Annotated in this window: 12 protein-coding genes; 5 read left to right on the forward strand and 7 right to left on the reverse strand. The window is 73.1% G+C overall.

Features of this window, described 5'->3' with window-relative positions:
- Positions 1 to 128 precede the first annotated feature (128 nt).
- A complete protein-coding gene (locus ACFVZH_RS33255) occupies positions 129 to 1,118 on the reverse strand; it encodes an aldo/keto reductase (protein WP_384903325.1) in 990 nt (329 codons plus the stop codon).
- Positions 1,119 to 1,338: 220 nt separating this feature from the next.
- Positions 1,339 to 1,950, reverse strand: a complete 612-nt coding sequence (gene thpR, locus ACFVZH_RS33260) for an RNA 2',3'-cyclic phosphodiesterase (protein ID WP_384903269.1) — start codon at positions 1,948 to 1,950, stop codon at positions 1,339 to 1,341.
- A gap of 33 nt (positions 1,951 to 1,983) precedes the next feature.
- Here thpR and ACFVZH_RS33265 point away from each other — a divergent pair, with 33 nt between their 5' ends.
- Positions 1,984 to 2,484 carry a GNAT family N-acetyltransferase gene (locus ACFVZH_RS33265; protein WP_384903270.1) on the forward strand — a complete coding sequence of 167 codons (501 nt, stop codon included), beginning with the start codon at positions 1,984 to 1,986 and terminating at the stop codon, positions 2,482 to 2,484.
- Between the two features lie 199 nt (positions 2,485 to 2,683).
- Here ACFVZH_RS33265 and ACFVZH_RS33270 read toward each other — a convergent pair whose 3' ends face one another.
- On the reverse strand, positions 2,684 to 4,021 hold the full coding sequence (locus ACFVZH_RS33270; protein ID WP_384903272.1) for an MFS transporter: 1,338 nt from the start codon (positions 4,019 to 4,021) through the stop codon (positions 2,684 to 2,686).
- Positions 4,022 to 4,093: 72 nt separating this feature from the next.
- The gene (locus ACFVZH_RS33275) at positions 4,094 to 4,555 is read right to left on the reverse strand and encodes a MarR family winged helix-turn-helix transcriptional regulator (RefSeq protein ID WP_384903274.1); all 462 of its coding nucleotides are present in this window, start codon (positions 4,553 to 4,555) and stop codon (positions 4,094 to 4,096) included.
- A gap of 200 nt (positions 4,556 to 4,755) precedes the next feature.
- Here ACFVZH_RS33275 and ACFVZH_RS33280 point away from each other — a divergent pair, with 200 nt between their 5' ends.
- Entirely contained in the window at positions 4,756 to 4,980 is a 225-nt protein-coding gene (locus ACFVZH_RS33280) for a hypothetical protein (protein ID WP_384903276.1), read from the forward strand.
- Here ACFVZH_RS33280 and ACFVZH_RS33285 read toward each other — a convergent pair.
- Positions 4,950 to 6,395: an NCS2 family permease gene (locus ACFVZH_RS33285; protein WP_384903278.1), complete on the reverse strand. Its 1,446-nt coding sequence runs from the start codon at positions 6,393 to 6,395 to the stop codon at positions 4,950 to 4,952. The genes ACFVZH_RS33280 and ACFVZH_RS33285 overlap by 31 nt on opposite strands.
- 155 nt (positions 6,396 to 6,550) lie before the next feature.
- On the opposite strand from ACFVZH_RS33285, the gene ACFVZH_RS33290 reads away from it, so the two are divergent.
- Together ACFVZH_RS33290 and ACFVZH_RS33295 are read left to right on the forward strand one after the other, a co-directional pair.
- The gene (locus tag ACFVZH_RS33290; RefSeq protein WP_384903279.1) at positions 6,551 to 6,844 is read left to right on the forward strand and encodes a DUF2530 domain-containing protein; all 294 of its coding nucleotides are present in this window, start codon (positions 6,551 to 6,553) and stop codon (positions 6,842 to 6,844) included.
- 260 nt (positions 6,845 to 7,104) lie between these two features.
- The gene (locus ACFVZH_RS33295) at positions 7,105 to 9,513 is read left to right on the forward strand and encodes an HAD-IC family P-type ATPase (RefSeq protein ID WP_384903281.1); all 2,409 of its coding nucleotides are present in this window, start codon (positions 7,105 to 7,107) and stop codon (positions 9,511 to 9,513) included.
- 2 nt (positions 9,514 to 9,515) lie between these two features.
- Here ACFVZH_RS33295 and ACFVZH_RS33300 read toward each other — a convergent pair whose 3' ends face one another.
- Entirely contained in the window at positions 9,516 to 12,659 is a 3,144-nt protein-coding gene (locus ACFVZH_RS33300; RefSeq protein WP_384903283.1) for a sacsin N-terminal ATP-binding-like domain-containing protein, read from the reverse strand.
- Positions 12,660 to 12,809: 150 nt separating this feature from the next.
- Complete coding sequence (locus tag ACFVZH_RS33305) at positions 12,810 to 13,739, reverse strand: DUF3027 domain-containing protein (RefSeq protein WP_384903285.1); 930 nt, start codon at positions 13,737 to 13,739, stop codon at positions 12,810 to 12,812.
- A gap of 585 nt (positions 13,740 to 14,324) precedes the next feature.
- Here ACFVZH_RS33305 and ACFVZH_RS33310 point away from each other — a divergent pair.
- Positions 14,325 to 15,704 carry an MFS transporter gene (locus ACFVZH_RS33310; protein ID WP_384903287.1) on the forward strand — a complete coding sequence of 460 codons (1,380 nt, stop codon included), beginning with the start codon at positions 14,325 to 14,327 and terminating at the stop codon, positions 15,702 to 15,704.
- Positions 15,705 to 15,738 lie beyond the last annotated feature (34 nt).

Genomic DNA, 15,738 nt, shown 5'->3' on the forward strand with positions numbered 1-15,738 from the left:
GCGGGAGCCCCGCGGGGGCGGTCGGCCGTCCCGGACGCGTCCCGTCTTCGTGGGACGCGTCCGGAACACCGCGCGGGGCGGAACACCGCGCGGGGGCGCGCCCGCGGGTGCCCGCAACCCCTACGGGGTCACCAGGCGAACGCCTCCGGGGAGGGGCCCGGGCCCGGGAAGACCTCGTCGAGGCCGGCGAGGACCTCGTCGCTCAGCTCGGTCTCCAGCGCGCGCAGCGCGCCGGCGAGCTGGTCGGGGGTGCGCGGGCCGACGATCGGGCCGGTCACCCCGGGGCGGGTGAGGAGCCAGGCGAGGGCCGTCTCGCCGGGGGCGAGGCCGTGCTTGTCGAGCAGGTCCTCGTACGCCTGGAGCTGTGCGCGGGCGGCCGGGTCGGCGAGGGTGGCGGCCGCGCGGCCCTCCGTCCGGCGCTTGCCCTCGGCCTCCTTCTTCAGGACGCCGCCGAGCAGGCCGCCGTGCAGCGGGGACCAGGGGATGACCCCGAGGCCGTACTCCTGCGCGGCCGGGATGACCTCCATCTCCGCGCGCCGCTCGAAGAGGTTGTAGAGGCACTGCTCGCTGACGAGGCCGACGGAGCCGCGCCGGGCGGCGGCCTCGTTGGCCTGGGCGATCTTGTAGCCGGGGAAGTTCGAGGAGCCCGCGTACAGCACCTTGCCCTGCTGGATCAGGACGTCGACCGCCTGCCAGATCTCCTCGAAGGGGGTCGCGCGGTCGATGTGGTGGAACTGGTAGACGTCGATGTAGTCGGTGCCGAGCCGCTTGAGGCTGGCCTCCACGGCGCGGCGGATGTTCAGCGCCGAGAGCTTGTCGTGGTTGGGCCAGGCGTCGCCGTCGACGCCCATGTTCCCGTACACCTTGGTGGCGAGGACGGTCCTGTCGCGGCGGCCGTCGCCCTTCGCGAACCAGGAGCCGACGATCTCCTCGGTCCGTCCCTTGTTCTCACCCCAGCCGTACACGTTGGCGGTGTCGAAGAAGTTGAGGCCCGCGTCCAGCGCCGTGTCCATGATGGCGTGGCTGGTGGGTTCGTCCGTCTGCGGTCCGAAGTTCATCGTCCCGAGGACGAGTCGGCTGACCTTGAGTCCGGTGCGTCCGAGCTGCGTGTACTCCATGGAGGTCAAGCCAACTGCTTCGAGTGCGCTCGAAGCAAGGGGGTTCCCACGAGGTGGGTAGGGGGGAGTACGGCGCGGTACGGGAGGGCCGCCGCGGGGGCGGCGCGGGGCCGTCGGGGGCTTACTGTCCGGCCAGCGACGCCACCGCGATGATCGCGAACATCAGTACGAGCACGCCGGCCATGATCCGGTTACGGGTCTTCGGGTCCACCCGTCGAGGTTAACCCGGCCGTCCGGCCCGGCCGCCCCCGCCCCGGCCCTCCCCGGCCCCCTCCAGGGGCCACGACCCGACCGTCTCGTACCGCGGCTGCTCGCCCCGCACCCCGCTCACCGGCAGGTTCGACCGTACGAGTGCCAGCTCGGCCACCTCCCAGCGGGCGCCCTCGAAGGTGCCGAGCTCCGCCAGGAACGGACGCAGGTCGGCCTCGCCGGTCCGCGCCCGGGCCAGCGTCAGATGGGCCTGGTAGCGGCGGTGCTCCTCCATCACGACCCCCGACCGCCGCGCGGCGGCGTCCGACCGCTCGGCGAGCAGCCGCAGCTCGTCCAGGTCCCCGGCGACGCCCGTCCACAGCGCCCGCCGCCCGAAGTGCCCGCCGCCGTGCAGCCGCAGCGGGAACGGCGGCGTCCGGTGCGCGGCCCTCGCCAGCCGGTCCCGCAGCTCCGGCAGCAGCTCCTCGTCGACCTCCCCCATGAAGGCGAGCGTGAGATGCCAGCCGGGCCGCGAGGTCCAGCGCAGCCCGTCGGCCCCGGGCAGCCGGTGCAGACGGTCGACGACGTGTCCGAGCTCGTCCAGCCGCGGCGGGGGCGGCAGGACGGCGGCGAAGAGCCTCATGGGAAAAGTCTGGCAGCCGATAGCCTCGGCGGCATGAAGATCCGCAAGGGCGGGGCGGAGGACCTCCCCGCGATACTCGCGATACTCGACAGCGCCGTGGTGTGGCTGAACGGCAGGGGAATCACCGCCCAGTGGGGCACGGAGTCGTTCTCCGGGCGCCCCAAGGCGGTGGAGCAGGTCCGGCGGACGATGTCCGAGGGCGATCCGTGGATCGTGGAGATCGACGGCGTGCCGGCCGGCACGATGACGCTGACCCCGCACCCCGGCCAGTACGTCGCCCCGGCCGGCGAACCCGAGGTGTACGTCCGCCTCCTCGCCACCGACGCCCGCTTCCACGGCCACGGGGTGGGCGCGGCCCTCCTGGAACACGCGGCGGCCGAGACCCGGCGACAGGGGACCTCGCTGCTGCGGGTGGACTGCTTCGCGGGCAGCGAGGGCCGCCTCGTCGCGTACTACGAACGCCAGGGCTTCACCCCCACCGACCCCTTCCAGGTCGGCGACTGGCCGGGCCAAGTCCTGGAACGGCGCTTCTGAGAACGACGACGGGAGGGGACGGGGCCGGAGCGGGGGAGGTGGTGTCCGGACGTAAAGCGTCTTGAACTCGCGCGAAGCGCGGTGAGACGCAGTCCGGACACCACCTCCCCCGCGGAGGCCCCGTCCCCGGGCACACGACGACCCCAGGCCGCCCCGGCCAAGGCGACGCACCCGGCCCCAGGCCGCCGCCCGCCAAGGGCTACGCCGCCGTCGCCAGCCGCTCGCGCGCCACGAAGCGGACCTGCGGGTGGCCGCGACGCCAGCCGAGTGCGAGCTTCAGGCCGCCGACGCGGGCCAGGACGAGGCCGACGGCACCGGCCGCGGCCAGCGAGATCACCCCGCCCGTCGCGAAGCCGACGCGGGCTCCGTAGGTGTCGGTGACCCAGCCGAGGAGCGGCGCGCCGATCGGCGTACCACCGGCGAAGACCATCATGTAGAGGCTCATGACGCGCCCCCGCATGGCCGGGTCGGTGGCCATCTGGACGGCCGAGTTCGCGGTGATGTTGACCGTGAGGCCGATCATGCCGATCGGCACGAGCAGCAGCGCGAACAGCCAGAACGCGGGCGACAGGGCGGCCGCGATCTCCAGGACGCCGAAGACGGCCGCCGCGACGACCAGCATCCGGAGCCGCGTCGAGCCGCGGCGGGCGGCCGCGAGGGCGCCGACGAGCGAGCCGGCCGCCATCAGGGTGTTGAGGAAGCCGTACGTCCCGGCGCCGACGTGGAAGACGTCACCGGAGAAGGCGGTCAGCCAGATCGGGAAGTTGAACCCGAACGTGCCGATGAAGCCGACGAGGACGATCGGCCAGATCAGGTCCGGGCGCCCGGCGACGTACCGCAGGCCCTCCCGCAGCTGGCCCTTGCCGCGCGGGGCGCGCTCCACCTTGTGGAGCTCGCTCGTCCGCATGAGCAGGAGGCTCACGAGGGGCGCGAGGAAGGACAGGCCGTTGAGGAGGAAGGCCCAGCCGCTGCCGACTCCGGCGATGAGGACACCGGCGACGGCGGGGCCGACGAGCCGCGCGGACTGGAAGTTCGCCGAGTTCAGGGAGACGGCGTTGCGGAGCTGGCCGGGGCCGACCATCTCGGAGACGAAGGACTGCCGGGCCGGGTTGTCGACGACGGTCACCATGCCGAGCAGGAAGGCGATCAGGTAGACGTGCCAGACCTGGATCTGGCCGGAGAGGGTGAGGACGGCGAGGGCGAGGCCGCAGAGGCCCAGCGCGCCCTGGCTGAAGAGGAGGAGGAGCCGCTTCGGGTAGCGGTCGGCGATCACTCCGCCGTACAGGCCGAAGAGCAGCATCGGCAGGAACTGCAGGGCCGTCGTGATGCCGACGGCGGCGGCCGAGCCGGTGAGGCTCAGGACCAGCCAGTCCTGGGTGATGCGGGCCATCCACGTACCGGTGTTGGAGACGATCGCGCCGGTGAAGAACAGCCGGTAGTTACGGATCCTGAGCGAGGAGAAGGTTTCCCTCCGCCCGCGGGTGTCGAGGGTGGGTTGATGGACGGGTGCGGAGTCTGCTCCGTGTCCCGTACTCAAAGCGCGTCAGCTCCTTGGCGCGTCGGCTGGGGTCCGGGGCCACCCCTGCGAGGGCCGCCCCGGGTCCGTGGGCTACCCGCGGGAAGCCGGGGGCAGGTGGGCGAGCTTCTCCAGGACCGGGGCGGCCGCGCGCAGCTTGGCCCATTCGTCCTCGTCCAGGCCCTCGGCGAGGGCGGCCAGCCAGGCGTTCCGCTTGCGGCGGGACTCTTCGAGCATGGCCTCGGCCTGCTCGGTCTGGCTGACCACCTTCTGCCGGCGGTCGTCGGGGTGCGGCTCCAGCCGGACCAGTCCCTTGGCTTCGAGCAGCGCGACGATGCGGGTCATCGACGGAGGCTGGACGTGCTCCTTGCGGGCCAGCTCACCGGGGGTGGCCGAGCCGCAGAGCTTCAGGGTGCCCAGGACCGACATCTCGGTCGGGCTGAGCGACTCGTCGACGCGCTGGTGCTTGAGGCGGCGGCCCAGTCGCATGACGGAGGAGCGGAGCGCGTTCACGGCCGCGGCGTCGTCGGCTGTGCCGGGGGACAGGTCTGGCATGTTCGTTAGCCTAACTCATTACTCTGCCTAAATACCAACCGGGACACGCCGGCGTCGCGCGGATCACACCCGTAAGCCTCATAGCGGGCGACAACAGGGCGCACGCAGGTCACGCTTCGGTATCCATGTATCACCCAAATGAGTGAGTCGGATCCGGAAAGTGACGCAAAGAGGCCCCGGCTGCCCCGACCCTGAACGGCATGGGATCGACAGTGCTCAGCCTGCGCATCGACGGTGAGCTGCTCGACCGGCTCAGGAGCCACGCCGCGAAAAGAGGAATGAGCGTCCAGGACTATGTCGTCCGGACGCTCATTCGCGAGGATTTCGACGAGCGGTTCAAGACCGCGGTCGACGAGACGGAGAAGTTCTACGGGACGCCCGACGCGCCCCGGGATCACGTGAGTCCGAGCGCCGGCATCGCGTAGTAGAAGACGAAGACCGCCGACACGACGTACATGGCCACCGGGACCTCACGGCCCCGGCCGGCCGCCAGCCGCAGCACGCTGAACGCGATGAAGCCGATGCCGATGCCGTTCGTGATCGAGTACGTGAACGGCATCATCACCATGGCCAGGAACGCCGGCACCGCGATGGTGTAGTCGCTCCAGTCGATGTCCTTGATCGAACCGGCCAGGATCAGGAAGCCGACCGCGAGCAGCGCGGGCGTGGCCGCCTGGGACGGGACCATCGTGGCCAGCGGCGTGAGGAACAGCGCGACCGAGAAGAGACCACCGGTCACGACCGAGGCGAGGCCCGTGCGCGCGCCTTCGCCGACGCCCGCCGTGGACTCCACGAAGCAGGTGGTGGCCGAGGAGGAGGTCGCGCCGCCGGAGGCGACGGCCAGGCCGTCGACGAGCAGGACCTTGTTGATGCCGGGGAAGTTGCCGTCCTTGTCGATCAGCTTGGCCTCGTCGCCGACGCCCAGGATCGTGCCCATCGCGTCGAAGAAGCAGGACAGCAGGACGGTGAAGACGAAGAGGACGCCGGTCAGCATCCCGACCTTCCCGAAGCCGCCGAAGAGGCTGACCTCGCCGACCAGGCCGAAGTCCGGCGACGCGACCGGGTTGCCCGGCCACTCCGGGGTGGTGAGACCCCAGGACGGGACGGTCGCGACCGCGTTGATCACCATCGCGGCGATCGTCATGACGACGATCGAGATGAGGATGGCGCCCGGCACCTTGCGGATGATCAGGGCGAGCGTCAGGAGCGTGCCCAGGATGAAGACGAGGACCGGCCAGCCGGTCAGGTGACCGTCGCCGCCGAGCTGGAGCGGGACGGTGGTGTGCGCGGCGTCGGGGATGCGGGAGACGAAGCCCGAGTCGACGAGGCCGATCAGCATGATGAAGAGGCCGATGCCGATCGCGATGCCCTTGCGCAGGCCGACCGGGACCGCGTTCATGACGCGCTCGCGCAGACCGGTGGCGACGAGCAGCATCACGACGATGCCCGCGAGGACGACCATGCCCATCGCGTCCGGCCAGGACATCTTCGGCGCGAGCTGGAGCGCGACGACCGTGTTGACGCCGAGGCCGGCGGCGAGGGCGATCGGGACGTTGCCGATGACCCCCATGAGCAGGGTCGTGAAGGCGGCCGTCAGGACGGTCGCGGTGACGAGCTGGCCGCTGTCGAGCTGGTGCCCGTACATGTCCTTGGCGCTGCCGAGGATGATCGGGTTCAGCACGATGATGTAGGCCATCGCGAAGAACGTGGCGAAGCCGCCCCGGACCTCGCGGGCGACGGTCGAGCCGCGCTCGGAGATCTTGAAGTAGCGGTCGAGGCCCGAGGAAGGAGTCTCAGGGGTCTCGGGGGATGTGGCCCTGGCGGTGGCCGTGGTGCTCATGGGGTTCCTCTTCGGAAGAAGTCCTTTTTGGCGGTTCATACGAAGGAAACCCGCCAGAGGCAAACCGTTTCAGTATGAACACATGAACGAGTGAGCGTCCATCTCCGCGCGTAGACCATGCGTGGGTACGAATTCGCGCCACCTAGACTGACCCCATGGCGAAGTGGACACCGAAGCACGAGGCACCCGAGCCCCTGGAAGGGCCCGTCGTCGCCACCATCACCGGCGGAACGATCCTCTGGTTCGCCCTCTTCCTCGTCCAGGTCCCCTTCTACGGCTGGTTCGACGATCGGGGCATCACCTCGTGGATCTGGACCTGCCTGGCCGGCGCCGGCCTCGGCCTGATCGGCATCTGGTACGTACGGAAGCGGGACGCGGCGATCAAGCGGCACGCGGCGGAACAGGCCGCGCAGGCGGCGCAGGGCCCCGAGGCGCAGCCGGGCGCGTGAGGCGCGGCCGGGCGCGTGAGGCGCAGCCGGGCGCGTGAGGCGCAGCCGGGCGCGTGAGGCGCGGCCGGGCGCGTGAGGCGCAGCCGGGCGCGTGAGGCGCGGCCGGGCGCGTGAGGCGCGGCCGGGCGCGTGAGGCGCGGCCGGGCCGCCCGGGACGGACCCCGGCTCGTGGCACCAGGGGAGGATTTCGCTCCTCCCCCGGTCTGATCTTCGCTCTTCTCGGCAGGTGAACGACCGGAACCGGTCGTACCGTCGAAAACATGACTCAGCGGGCGAAGATCGACATCGACGGCAGCGGGCCCGGGACGGTGGAACCGCCCGTCGTGCACCACCCCGCCGGACTCACCTCCGCCCAGGTCGCCGAACGCGTCGCGCGCGGCGAGGTCAACGACGTCCCCCTGCGGAGCTCCCGCTCCACCGCCGACATCGTCCGCGGCAACGTCTTCACCCGCTTCAACGCGATCATCGGCGTGCTCTGGGTGGTCATGCTCGTCGTCGCGCCGATCCAGGACAGCCTCTTCGGCTTCGTGATCGTCGCGAACACCGGCATCGGCATCATCCAGGAGCTCCGCGCCAAGAGGACCCTCGACGGGCTCGCCGTCATCGGCGAGTCCAAACCGACGGTCCGGCGCGACGGCCTCGCCGCCGAGCTCTCCACCTCCGAGATCGTCCTCGGCGACCTCATCGAGCTCGGCCCCGGCGACAAGGTCGTCGTCGACGGCGTGGTCGCCGAGGCCGACAGTCTGGAGATCGACGAGTCCCTGCTGACCGGCGAGGCCGACCCGGTGGTGAAGAAACCCGGCGACCGCATGATGTCCGGCTCGTTCGTCGTCGCCGGCGGCGGCGCCTTCACCGCCACCAAGGTCGGCCGCGAGGCGTACGCCGCCCAGCTCGCCGAGGAGGCGTCCCGCTTCACGCTGGTCCACTCGGAGCTGCGCAACGGCATCTCCACGATCCTCAAGTACGTGACGTGGATGATGATCCCGACCGCGATCGGGCTCGTCATCAGCCAGCTCGTGGTCAAGGACGACAACTTCAAGGACGCGGTCGCCCGCACGGTCGGCGGCATCGTGCCGATGATCCCCGAGGGCCTCGTCCTGCTGACCTCGGTCGCCTTCGCGGTCGGGGTGATCCGGCTCGGCCGCAGACAGTGCCTCGTGCAGGAGCTGCCCGCCATCGAGGGCCTCGCCCGGGTGGACGTCGTCTGCCTCGACAAGACGGGCACGCTCACCGAGGGCGGCATGGACGTCACGGAGCTGCGGACCCTGAACGGCTCGGACGAGACGTACGTACGGAAGGTGCTCGGCGCCCTCGGCGAATCCGACCCGCGCCCCAACGCCTCCCTCCAGGCCATCGTCGACGCCTACCCGGAGACCGTGGAATGGCGCTGCACGGAGAGCCTGCCCTTCTCCTCCGTCCGCAAGTACAGCGGCGCCGCCTTCAGCGAGGGCGACGGCGAGAACTCCACCTGGCTCCTCGGCGCCCCCGACGTCCTCCTCAAGGCCGACGACCCGGCGCTCGCCGAGATCGACCACCTCAACGAGCAGGGGCTCCGCGTCCTCCTCCTCGCCCGGACGGCCCACGAACTCGACTCCCCCGAGGTCTCCGCCGACACCCGCCCCACCGCGCTCGTCGTCCTCGAACAGCGGCTGCGGCCCGACGCCGCCGACACCCTCGCCTACTTCGCCGACCAGAACGTCGCCACCAAGGTCATCTCCGGCGACAACGCCGTCTCGGTCGGCGCGGTCGCCGGCAAGCTCGACATGCCCGGCGCGGCGAACACGGTGGACGCGCGCACCCTCCCCACCGACCGGGAGGAGATGGCGAAGGTCCTCGACGAGAACGCCGTCTTCGGCCGGGTCACCCCGCAGCAGAAGCGCGACATGGTCGCCGCCCTCCAGTCCCGCGGCCACACCGTCGCCATGACCGGTGACGGCGTCAACGACGTCCTCGCCCTCAAGGACGCCGACATCGGCGTCTCCATGGGCTCCGGCTCGGAGGCGACCCGGGCCGTCGCCCAGATCGTCCTCCTGAACAACTCCTTCGCCACGCTCCCGTCCGTCGTCGCCGAGGGCCGCCGCGTCATCGGCAACATCACCCGGGTCGCCACCCTCTTCCTCACCAAGACGGTCTACTCCGTCCTCCTGGCGGTCCTGGTGGTCTGCTCCCAGGTGGAGTACCCCTTCCTCCCCCGCCACCTCACCCTGCTCTCCACCCTCACCATCGGCATCCCGGCCTTCTTCCTCGCCCTCGCCCCCAACAAGGAACGCGCCAAGCCGAACTTCGTCCGCCGGGTCATGCGGTACGCCATCCCTGGCGGGGTCATCGCCGCGGCCGCCACCTTCACGACGTACCTCGTCGCCCGCCACCACTACACCGGCCCCGACGCCCTCCAGGCCGAGACCAGCGCCGCCACCCTCACGCTCTTCCTGGTCTCGATGTGGGTCCTCGCGATCATCGCCCGCCCCTACACCTGGTGGCGCCTCACCCTCGTCGCCGCCATGGCCGGCGCCTTCCTCCTCGTCCTCGTCGTCCCCTGGCTCCAGGACTTCTTCGCCCTGAAGCTGGTGGGCGTGACGATGCCCTGGACGGCCGTCGCCATCGCCGCCGTCGGCGCCGCCCTCCTCGAACTCGCCTGGCGCTGGGTCGACCGCCGCTTCCCGGCGTGAGGTCAGTCGAACCAGCGGTCGCGTGCCAGTTCGGCGGTGCGTGAGGGGTCTTCGAGGAGGGCGGCGACCTCGAAGCGGCGGGGCCACTGGCCGGCGGCCCAGGCGAGGCCGGCGGCCACGCCTTCGAGGGTGGCGGCGTGCAGGACCCCGTCGGGGGTGTGGCGCCAGTCGAGTTCGACGCCGGCCGCCCGGAGCTCGTCGTGCTCGATGTAGGAGGCGGGGGTGGCCGGGCCGAGGAGGGCGTGGACCGAGGGCGGCACGTCGTGCTCCTCGCCGACCGTGCTGACCTCGGCGTCGACCTCCTCGCTGAGACGGCGCACCTGGAACAGTTCGGCCAGGTCGGCCGCGCGGGACGGAGAGACGGGCAGGAGCGGGACCCCGTCGGCCAGCGGGAGGAGGTCGGGGGCGTCGGCGACCATGGCGTCCGCCGCGTCGACGACGACGAGAGCGCCGTCCACGACCGCGCGCAGCTCGTCGGGGAGGGTCACCTGCTCGGGGTCGAGGTCGGCGAGGGCCGTGTAGAGGGCGTGCAGCTGGACGGCGGTGACCTCGCGGGAGGGGTCGGACAGGCGGGTGAGGAGTTCCGCCGCGCCTCCCGGTTCGTCGAGGAGGGCCGTGACGGAGGTGCGGACACCGAGGGCCCGCAGGACCTGCTCGTCGTCGAAGCCGGTCGCGTCGGCGGAGTCGTACAGGCCGGCGAGGAGGGGGTCCGATCCCTCGGCGCGGAGTCCGGCCGGACGGCGGCCGTCCAGGACGGGGTGGTCGCGCAGCCACCAGGCGGTGTAGGAGCGGACGGTCTCCGTCGTGCCGTCCGGGAGGAGGACCCGGACGGGCTGGGTGAGGGCGTCGCGCAGCGGCGGCTGCGCGAGCAGGGCGAGCGCCTGGGGCCAGGCGTCGTCGTCGACGAGGTCCAGGTCCCGTACGGCGACGATCTCGGTCGCCACCGGCGGCACGGGCGTGTCGGGCAGCCGGTCGAGGACGTCCTCGCACCACACGTCGACGGCGTCGAGGACGCCGGCGTCGTCGGGCTCCGGGTAGTCGCCCTCGCGGGGCTCGACCTCGTCGGGGTCGAGGACGAGGTCGGTGGCGCGGACGAGGGCGAAGGTGGCGAGGACGCCGCAGGCGGCGAGCGGCTGTTCGCCCCAGCGGGCGGCCAGTTCGGTGTCGACGAAGGCGAGTTCGTCCTCGCGCATGACGGCGGCGAAGGGGGATCCGGGGAGGACGAGTTCGCCCGCCGGGGAGAGTTCGCCGTCCTCGTCGGGGAGGGCGAGCGCGCCGAGCCACGGCTCCTCGCCGGGGTCGAGCTCCGCGTCGCGGACCAGGCCGAGGACGGTGTCGGCCAGTTCCTCGGCGTCGAGGGTGTCGGCGTCCTCGTCCCAGATCTCGCCCGCGTCGAGGGAGGCGGCGACCGCCGCCCGCACCTGCGGGGTCGTCAGGACCGCGCGGGGGGTGGCGGGCAGGGCGCCCAGCTTCTCCAGGAGCGGGTGGGCGGCCTCGGGGTGGGCGACCTTCAGGCCGAGGCGGGTCAGTTCGGCGGGGGTGCGGTCCTGCGGGAGGAGGACCTGCCGGGGGCCGATCGTCGTACGGATCCGGGCGCCCTCGACGGTCTCCGCGAGCGGTACGGGAAGGCCGGTCAGGCGGTCCGGGTCGACACCGGCGAGGGAGTCGTACAGCCGCCACCACCACGTCGGGGCCCGGTCCACCCCGGCGAGGCGGTCGATCGCCTCGGTCAGGGGTACGCGGCCGATGCCGAGGGTGCGGAGTTCGGGCCGTCGCTCCAGGCCGGCCGGGAGGAGGGTCGGGAACACCTCGGCGAGGACGTCGACGGTCTCGCCGCCCGCGCCCTCCGCGACCTCGGCCTCGATCGGGCGGAGGGCCGGCAGCTCCTCGGACGGGGCGGCGGGGGCCAGGAACGCGACCCGGGGCAGCCGGTCCAGGATCGCCTCGCGCAGCGCCCCGTCGAGGGGGCCCTTGCCGAGCGGGCCGGGCACGAGGTCGAGGGTGGCGGTCGTCACCGGCTGCCAGTCGGCGAGGAGTTCGGCGTACGCGTCGGCCGCGCGCTGCACCAGGAAGTCGGTGAGGGGGCCGGGCGCCGGGTGGCGCCGCGCGGTGTCGAGCGGGAGGGAGGCGATGAGGAGGGCGGGGATGCCGAGGGGTTCGTCGGTGGGCGTGGGGGCGTGCACGACCGGGGTCGTACGCGGGTGGCGGGGGGCGCCCTCGGCGTCCACGGGCACGGCCCAGGTGACGGTCCAGTGGGGGCGCAGGCGCTCCTCGACCGGACGGTCCTTGAGGAGTTCGGGGTCGATCGGACCGCCGTGGGAGACGGTCCGCCAGCGGTGGGTGCCGGTGGCGGTGTCGTCGACGCGGACGTAGCCGTCGTCCTCGGAGCGGCGCAGGGTGCGCACGCCCTCCGCCGTCTCCACGACGATCTCCGCGAGTCCCGGGAGGGTGAGGAGCAGGGCGTCGTCGACCGAGGTGAGGAGCCGCTCGGCGAGGTCGCGGGCGGCCGTGTCGCGCAGCGGGAGGACGACGACGGTGTCGTAGCCGTCGGGGGCGGTGCCCTCGGCGGGCAGCGGGAGCCGCAGCAGGGGGACGTGGCCGTCGCGGCGGCGCAGTTCGTCGCCGAGGCCCGGGCTGTGGCGGGCGGCTTCGGCGGCGAGCTCGCGGGCCTCGGCGAGGGACCAGCGGACGCCGCCGTGGCGGCCGAGGACGGCGGGCTCGTCGCTCACCGCGAGGACGGCGGCGAAGCCGACGCCGAAGCGGCCGACGGCGCCCTGGCCCTGTTCGCGTTTGGCGGAGGCGCGGAGGGTCGACAGCGACTCGGCGCCCGCCGCGTCCAGCGGGGCGCCGGTGTTGGCGGCGGCGAGGACGGCGGGGCCCTCGTGGTCCGCCGGGTGCAGGGTGAGGCGGAGGCGGCCGGTGACACCGGCGCGGTGGGCGGCGTCGGCGGCGTTCTGCGCCAGCTCGACGACGAGGCGGTCGCGGTAGCCGCCGAGCGCGAGGTCCTCCTCGGCGTTGGCGTCCTCCCGGAACCGGGCGGGCGAGGCGCCCCAGGCGTCGAGCACACCCCGCCGCAGCCGTGCGGTGCCGAAGGGATCGGTTCCGTCGGTCGTCGTCCGGACGCTGACGCTCACGTCTGACTCCACTCTGCGGGGCGGTGATCGGGCGGTGACGCTGCCGGACCGCTGAGGCCCGGGGCCCGAAGGTACCGCGCCCCGGCCCACGCCGAACGCCGGGGCGCGTGCGGTCCCCGGGGCGCGCGGAAGCACATCCCGGGGAGCCCCGTACGGCGGAGCCTACGAGTGGCCGAGGTCCTCGAAGCCGGCGTCCGGCTCGGTGGTGGAGCCGGAGTCCTTGGCGGGGCGGAGGGGGAAGGCGTCCGCGGCCATGGAGTCGTGGACGGGCGCCGCGGGGCGCGGGGGCTTCGGCATGACGGCGGCTTCCGAGTGGCCTCCGCAGCCGTAGGCGAGGGAGACGACGCGGCCGTCCGCCGGGGAGAACTCGTTGGCGCAGACGCCGAACGCCTGCTTCAGGGAGCCGGCCAGCGGCACCAGGAAGGCGCAGGACTCGCAGGAGGCGGGGGCGGCCTGGGCCATCGGCGTCTTGGCGCCGAAGGACTCCTCCCAGCGGTCCGCGGCGACGTGCAGGCCGTAGCGGGACAGGACCCGGGCGCGCCGCATGCCGAGCTCGTCGGCGACCGCGGCGATCGCACCCCGCGAGGGGGTGCGGGTGACGATCTCGGCGTCCTCGGCGTCGAGGTGGTCCGCCAGCTCCTCGGAGACCGCGGAGTTCGGCGGCGGGGCGTCCTCGCCCGAGTAGCCGGGCTCCAGGCGCAGGTCGTCCTGCTCGGTGGGGAGGAGGTCGCCGGGGCCCATGTCGCCGGGCCGCAGCCGCTCGCTCCACGGCACCCACTCGGGGGCGAGGAGGGCGTCGGCGCCGGGCAGCAGGACGGTTTCGTCAAGCGTGACGTCCTTGGCGCGGGAGGCGCGGGTGACCGTCACCGCCCAGCGCCAGCCCCGGTAGCCGGGCTCCTTGGACTCGAAGTAATGCGTGACGACCCGGTCGCCCTCCGCGACGACCTCGACGTGTGCGCCCACGATGCCGGGCGCGGCCGCCTCCTCGGCGGCCTCCCGCGCGAGGTCTACGGCCTCGGCGCACAGGCGGTCGGGGGTACGCGTGGCTCGCGGGGTACGCGGGGTACCGCTTCGCGTCGTCGCAGCACTCACAGGTCTCGCTTCTCTCCTACGCCGTCTCTCGGGTGCGCCGGCCGAGGGGCGGGAGCGAAGCCACGGGCAGCGGGCGGAGCGGACCAGGGGGCCGCATCGACGTCCGCGCACCCGACTTGATCTCGCGTGTCTCGGGCACACCTAACGTCATCCATTCTGCGGGATGCCGAAGAGGCGCGCGGCCGAGAGCTTCCGCCGGTGACGCGCTACGCACGCTACCCCGTTCGCGGGCCTCCGCCCACCTGCCCGCCCCAAGTGGCCCGTATCGCGGACGCCCGGAGCGGGGTGCGCGGCCCTGTTCCCGGTCGGTCGCGGGCCCCGTACGGCCCTGCTCACAGACGGTGGCGGGGGCTGTATGCCCCGGTCACGGACGGCGGCCGGCCGCGTACGGCGGGAATCCCGGCCGGGATCTCCGCCCGGGTCTCGCACCGGGTCGCGGCCCGGAATCCCGGCCCGATCCGGGCCGGGATTCCGGCCCGATCCGGGCCGCCGGGTACGGGCGGGACGTCCCGGTCGTGCGGGTCCGTGGCGTCTCCGCCGTCGTGGCACGGTTCGTCCGGCGTGCCGGTGGGGCACTATGACGGAGTGGCAGCCGCACGGTCTCCCGCACGATCCGAAGATCATGCCGGACCGCTCCGCCGAGCGGGCAGGGCGGTCGGGCGTGCCCTGCACCTGCCCTTCACGGGGACCGCGCGGGGCATCCGGAAGGCGACGCACGCGCACGGGGCGGGTGAGTCGGGGCTCGGAAAACTGATCGAGCTGCACGCCGTGAACGGCGCCGGTGACGTCATGATCACCGTGGCTCTCGCCTCCACCGTCTTCTTCTCCGTGCCCACGGACGAGGCCCGCGGCCGGGTCGCGCTCTACCTGGCCGTCACGATGGCGCCCTTCACCCTCCTCGCGCCGGTGATCGGGCCGCTCCTCGACCGGCTCCCGCACGGCCGGCGCGCGGCGATGGCGGGCGCGATGCTGACCCGCGCGGTCCTCGCGATCATGATGTCGGGGGCGGTCGCCACCGGCGGCATCGAGCTGTATCCGGCGGCGCTGGGGGTCCTGGTGGCCTCGAAGGCGTACGGGGTGGTCCGCAGCGCGGTGGTGCCCCGGCTGCTGCCACCGAACTTCTCGCTGGTGAAGGCGAACTCGCGGGTGACGCTGGCCGGGCTGCTCGCCACCGGGATCGCCGCGCCCATCGGGGCGGGGCTCCAGCTGATCGGGCCGAGCTGGCCGCTCTACGGCGCGTGCGCGCTGTTCCTGCTCGGCGCGTTCTGGGCGCTGCGGCTGCCGCCGAAGGTGGACTCGGCGAAGGGCGAGCGGCGGGCGCATCTGCTGACGCACGGCGAGCAGAAGCCGAGTCTGCGGACGGTCGGCCCGTCGGTGCTGCACGGTCTGCAGGCGAACGCGGCGCAGCGCATGCTGTCGGGTTTCCTGATCTTCTTCCTGGCGTTCCTGCTGCGCGAGCATCCGCTCTCGGGGCAGAGCGCCGCCGTGTCGCTCGGGATCGTGGCGGTCGCGGCGGGCGTGGGGAACGCGTGCGGCACGGCGGCGGGCTCGCTGCTGCGGGACCGGGGCCACGGCCCCGAGGTGATCATCGCCGCCATGATCAGCATCGTCCTGGGCACGGCGGTCTGCGCGGCGGTGTTCTTCGGCGGCGCGATGGTCGCGGTCCTGGTGGCGGTCGCGGGCCTCACGCAGGCCCTGTCGAAGCTGTCCCTGGACGCGCTGATCCAGCGGGACGTGCCGGAGTCGGTGCGGACCTCGGCGTTCGCCCGTTCCGAGACGGCGCTGCAGATGGCCTGGGTGGTGGGCGGCGCGATCGGCATCGCCCTACCCCTGAACGGCACCCTCGGCATGGCCGTCGCGGCCGGCATCCTCGCCCTGGGCGCCGCGCTCGCGGTCCGCGGCCTGCTGGGCGCGGCCCGCCACCGCCCCGGCCCCAAGGGCCGCTCCAAGACGCGGGTGGCGTAGCACCTGGCGGTACGGGGAGGCGGCACGCCGTACC

The organism is Streptomyces sp. NPDC059534 (assembly GCF_042743475.1).
Taxonomy (GTDB): Bacteria; Actinomycetota; Actinomycetes; order Streptomycetales; family Streptomycetaceae; genus Streptomyces.

Coding starts and splice junctions, on each gene's coding strand:
- thpR (WP_384903269.1), bottom strand. CDS start 1,950: ATGAGGCTCTTCGCCGCCGTCCTGCCGCCCCCGCCGCGGCTGGACGAG.
- ACFVZH_RS33285 (WP_384903278.1), bottom strand. CDS start 6,395: ATGAGCACCACGGCCACCGCCAGGGCCACATCCCCCGAGACCCCTGAG.
- ACFVZH_RS33275 (WP_384903274.1), bottom strand. CDS start 4,555: ATGCCAGACCTGTCCCCCGGCACAGCCGACGACGCCGCGGCCGTGAAC.
- ACFVZH_RS33265 (WP_384903270.1), top strand. CDS start 1,984: ATGAAGATCCGCAAGGGCGGGGCGGAGGACCTCCCCGCGATACTCGCG.
- ACFVZH_RS33290 (WP_384903279.1), top strand. CDS start 6,551: ATGGCGAAGTGGACACCGAAGCACGAGGCACCCGAGCCCCTGGAAGGG.
- ACFVZH_RS33255 (WP_384903325.1), bottom strand. CDS start 1,118: ATGGAGTACACGCAGCTCGGACGCACCGGACTCAAGGTCAGCCGACTC.
- ACFVZH_RS33280 (WP_384903276.1), top strand. CDS start 4,756: ATGGGATCGACAGTGCTCAGCCTGCGCATCGACGGTGAGCTGCTCGAC.
- ACFVZH_RS33295 (WP_384903281.1), top strand. CDS start 7,105: ATGACTCAGCGGGCGAAGATCGACATCGACGGCAGCGGGCCCGGGACG.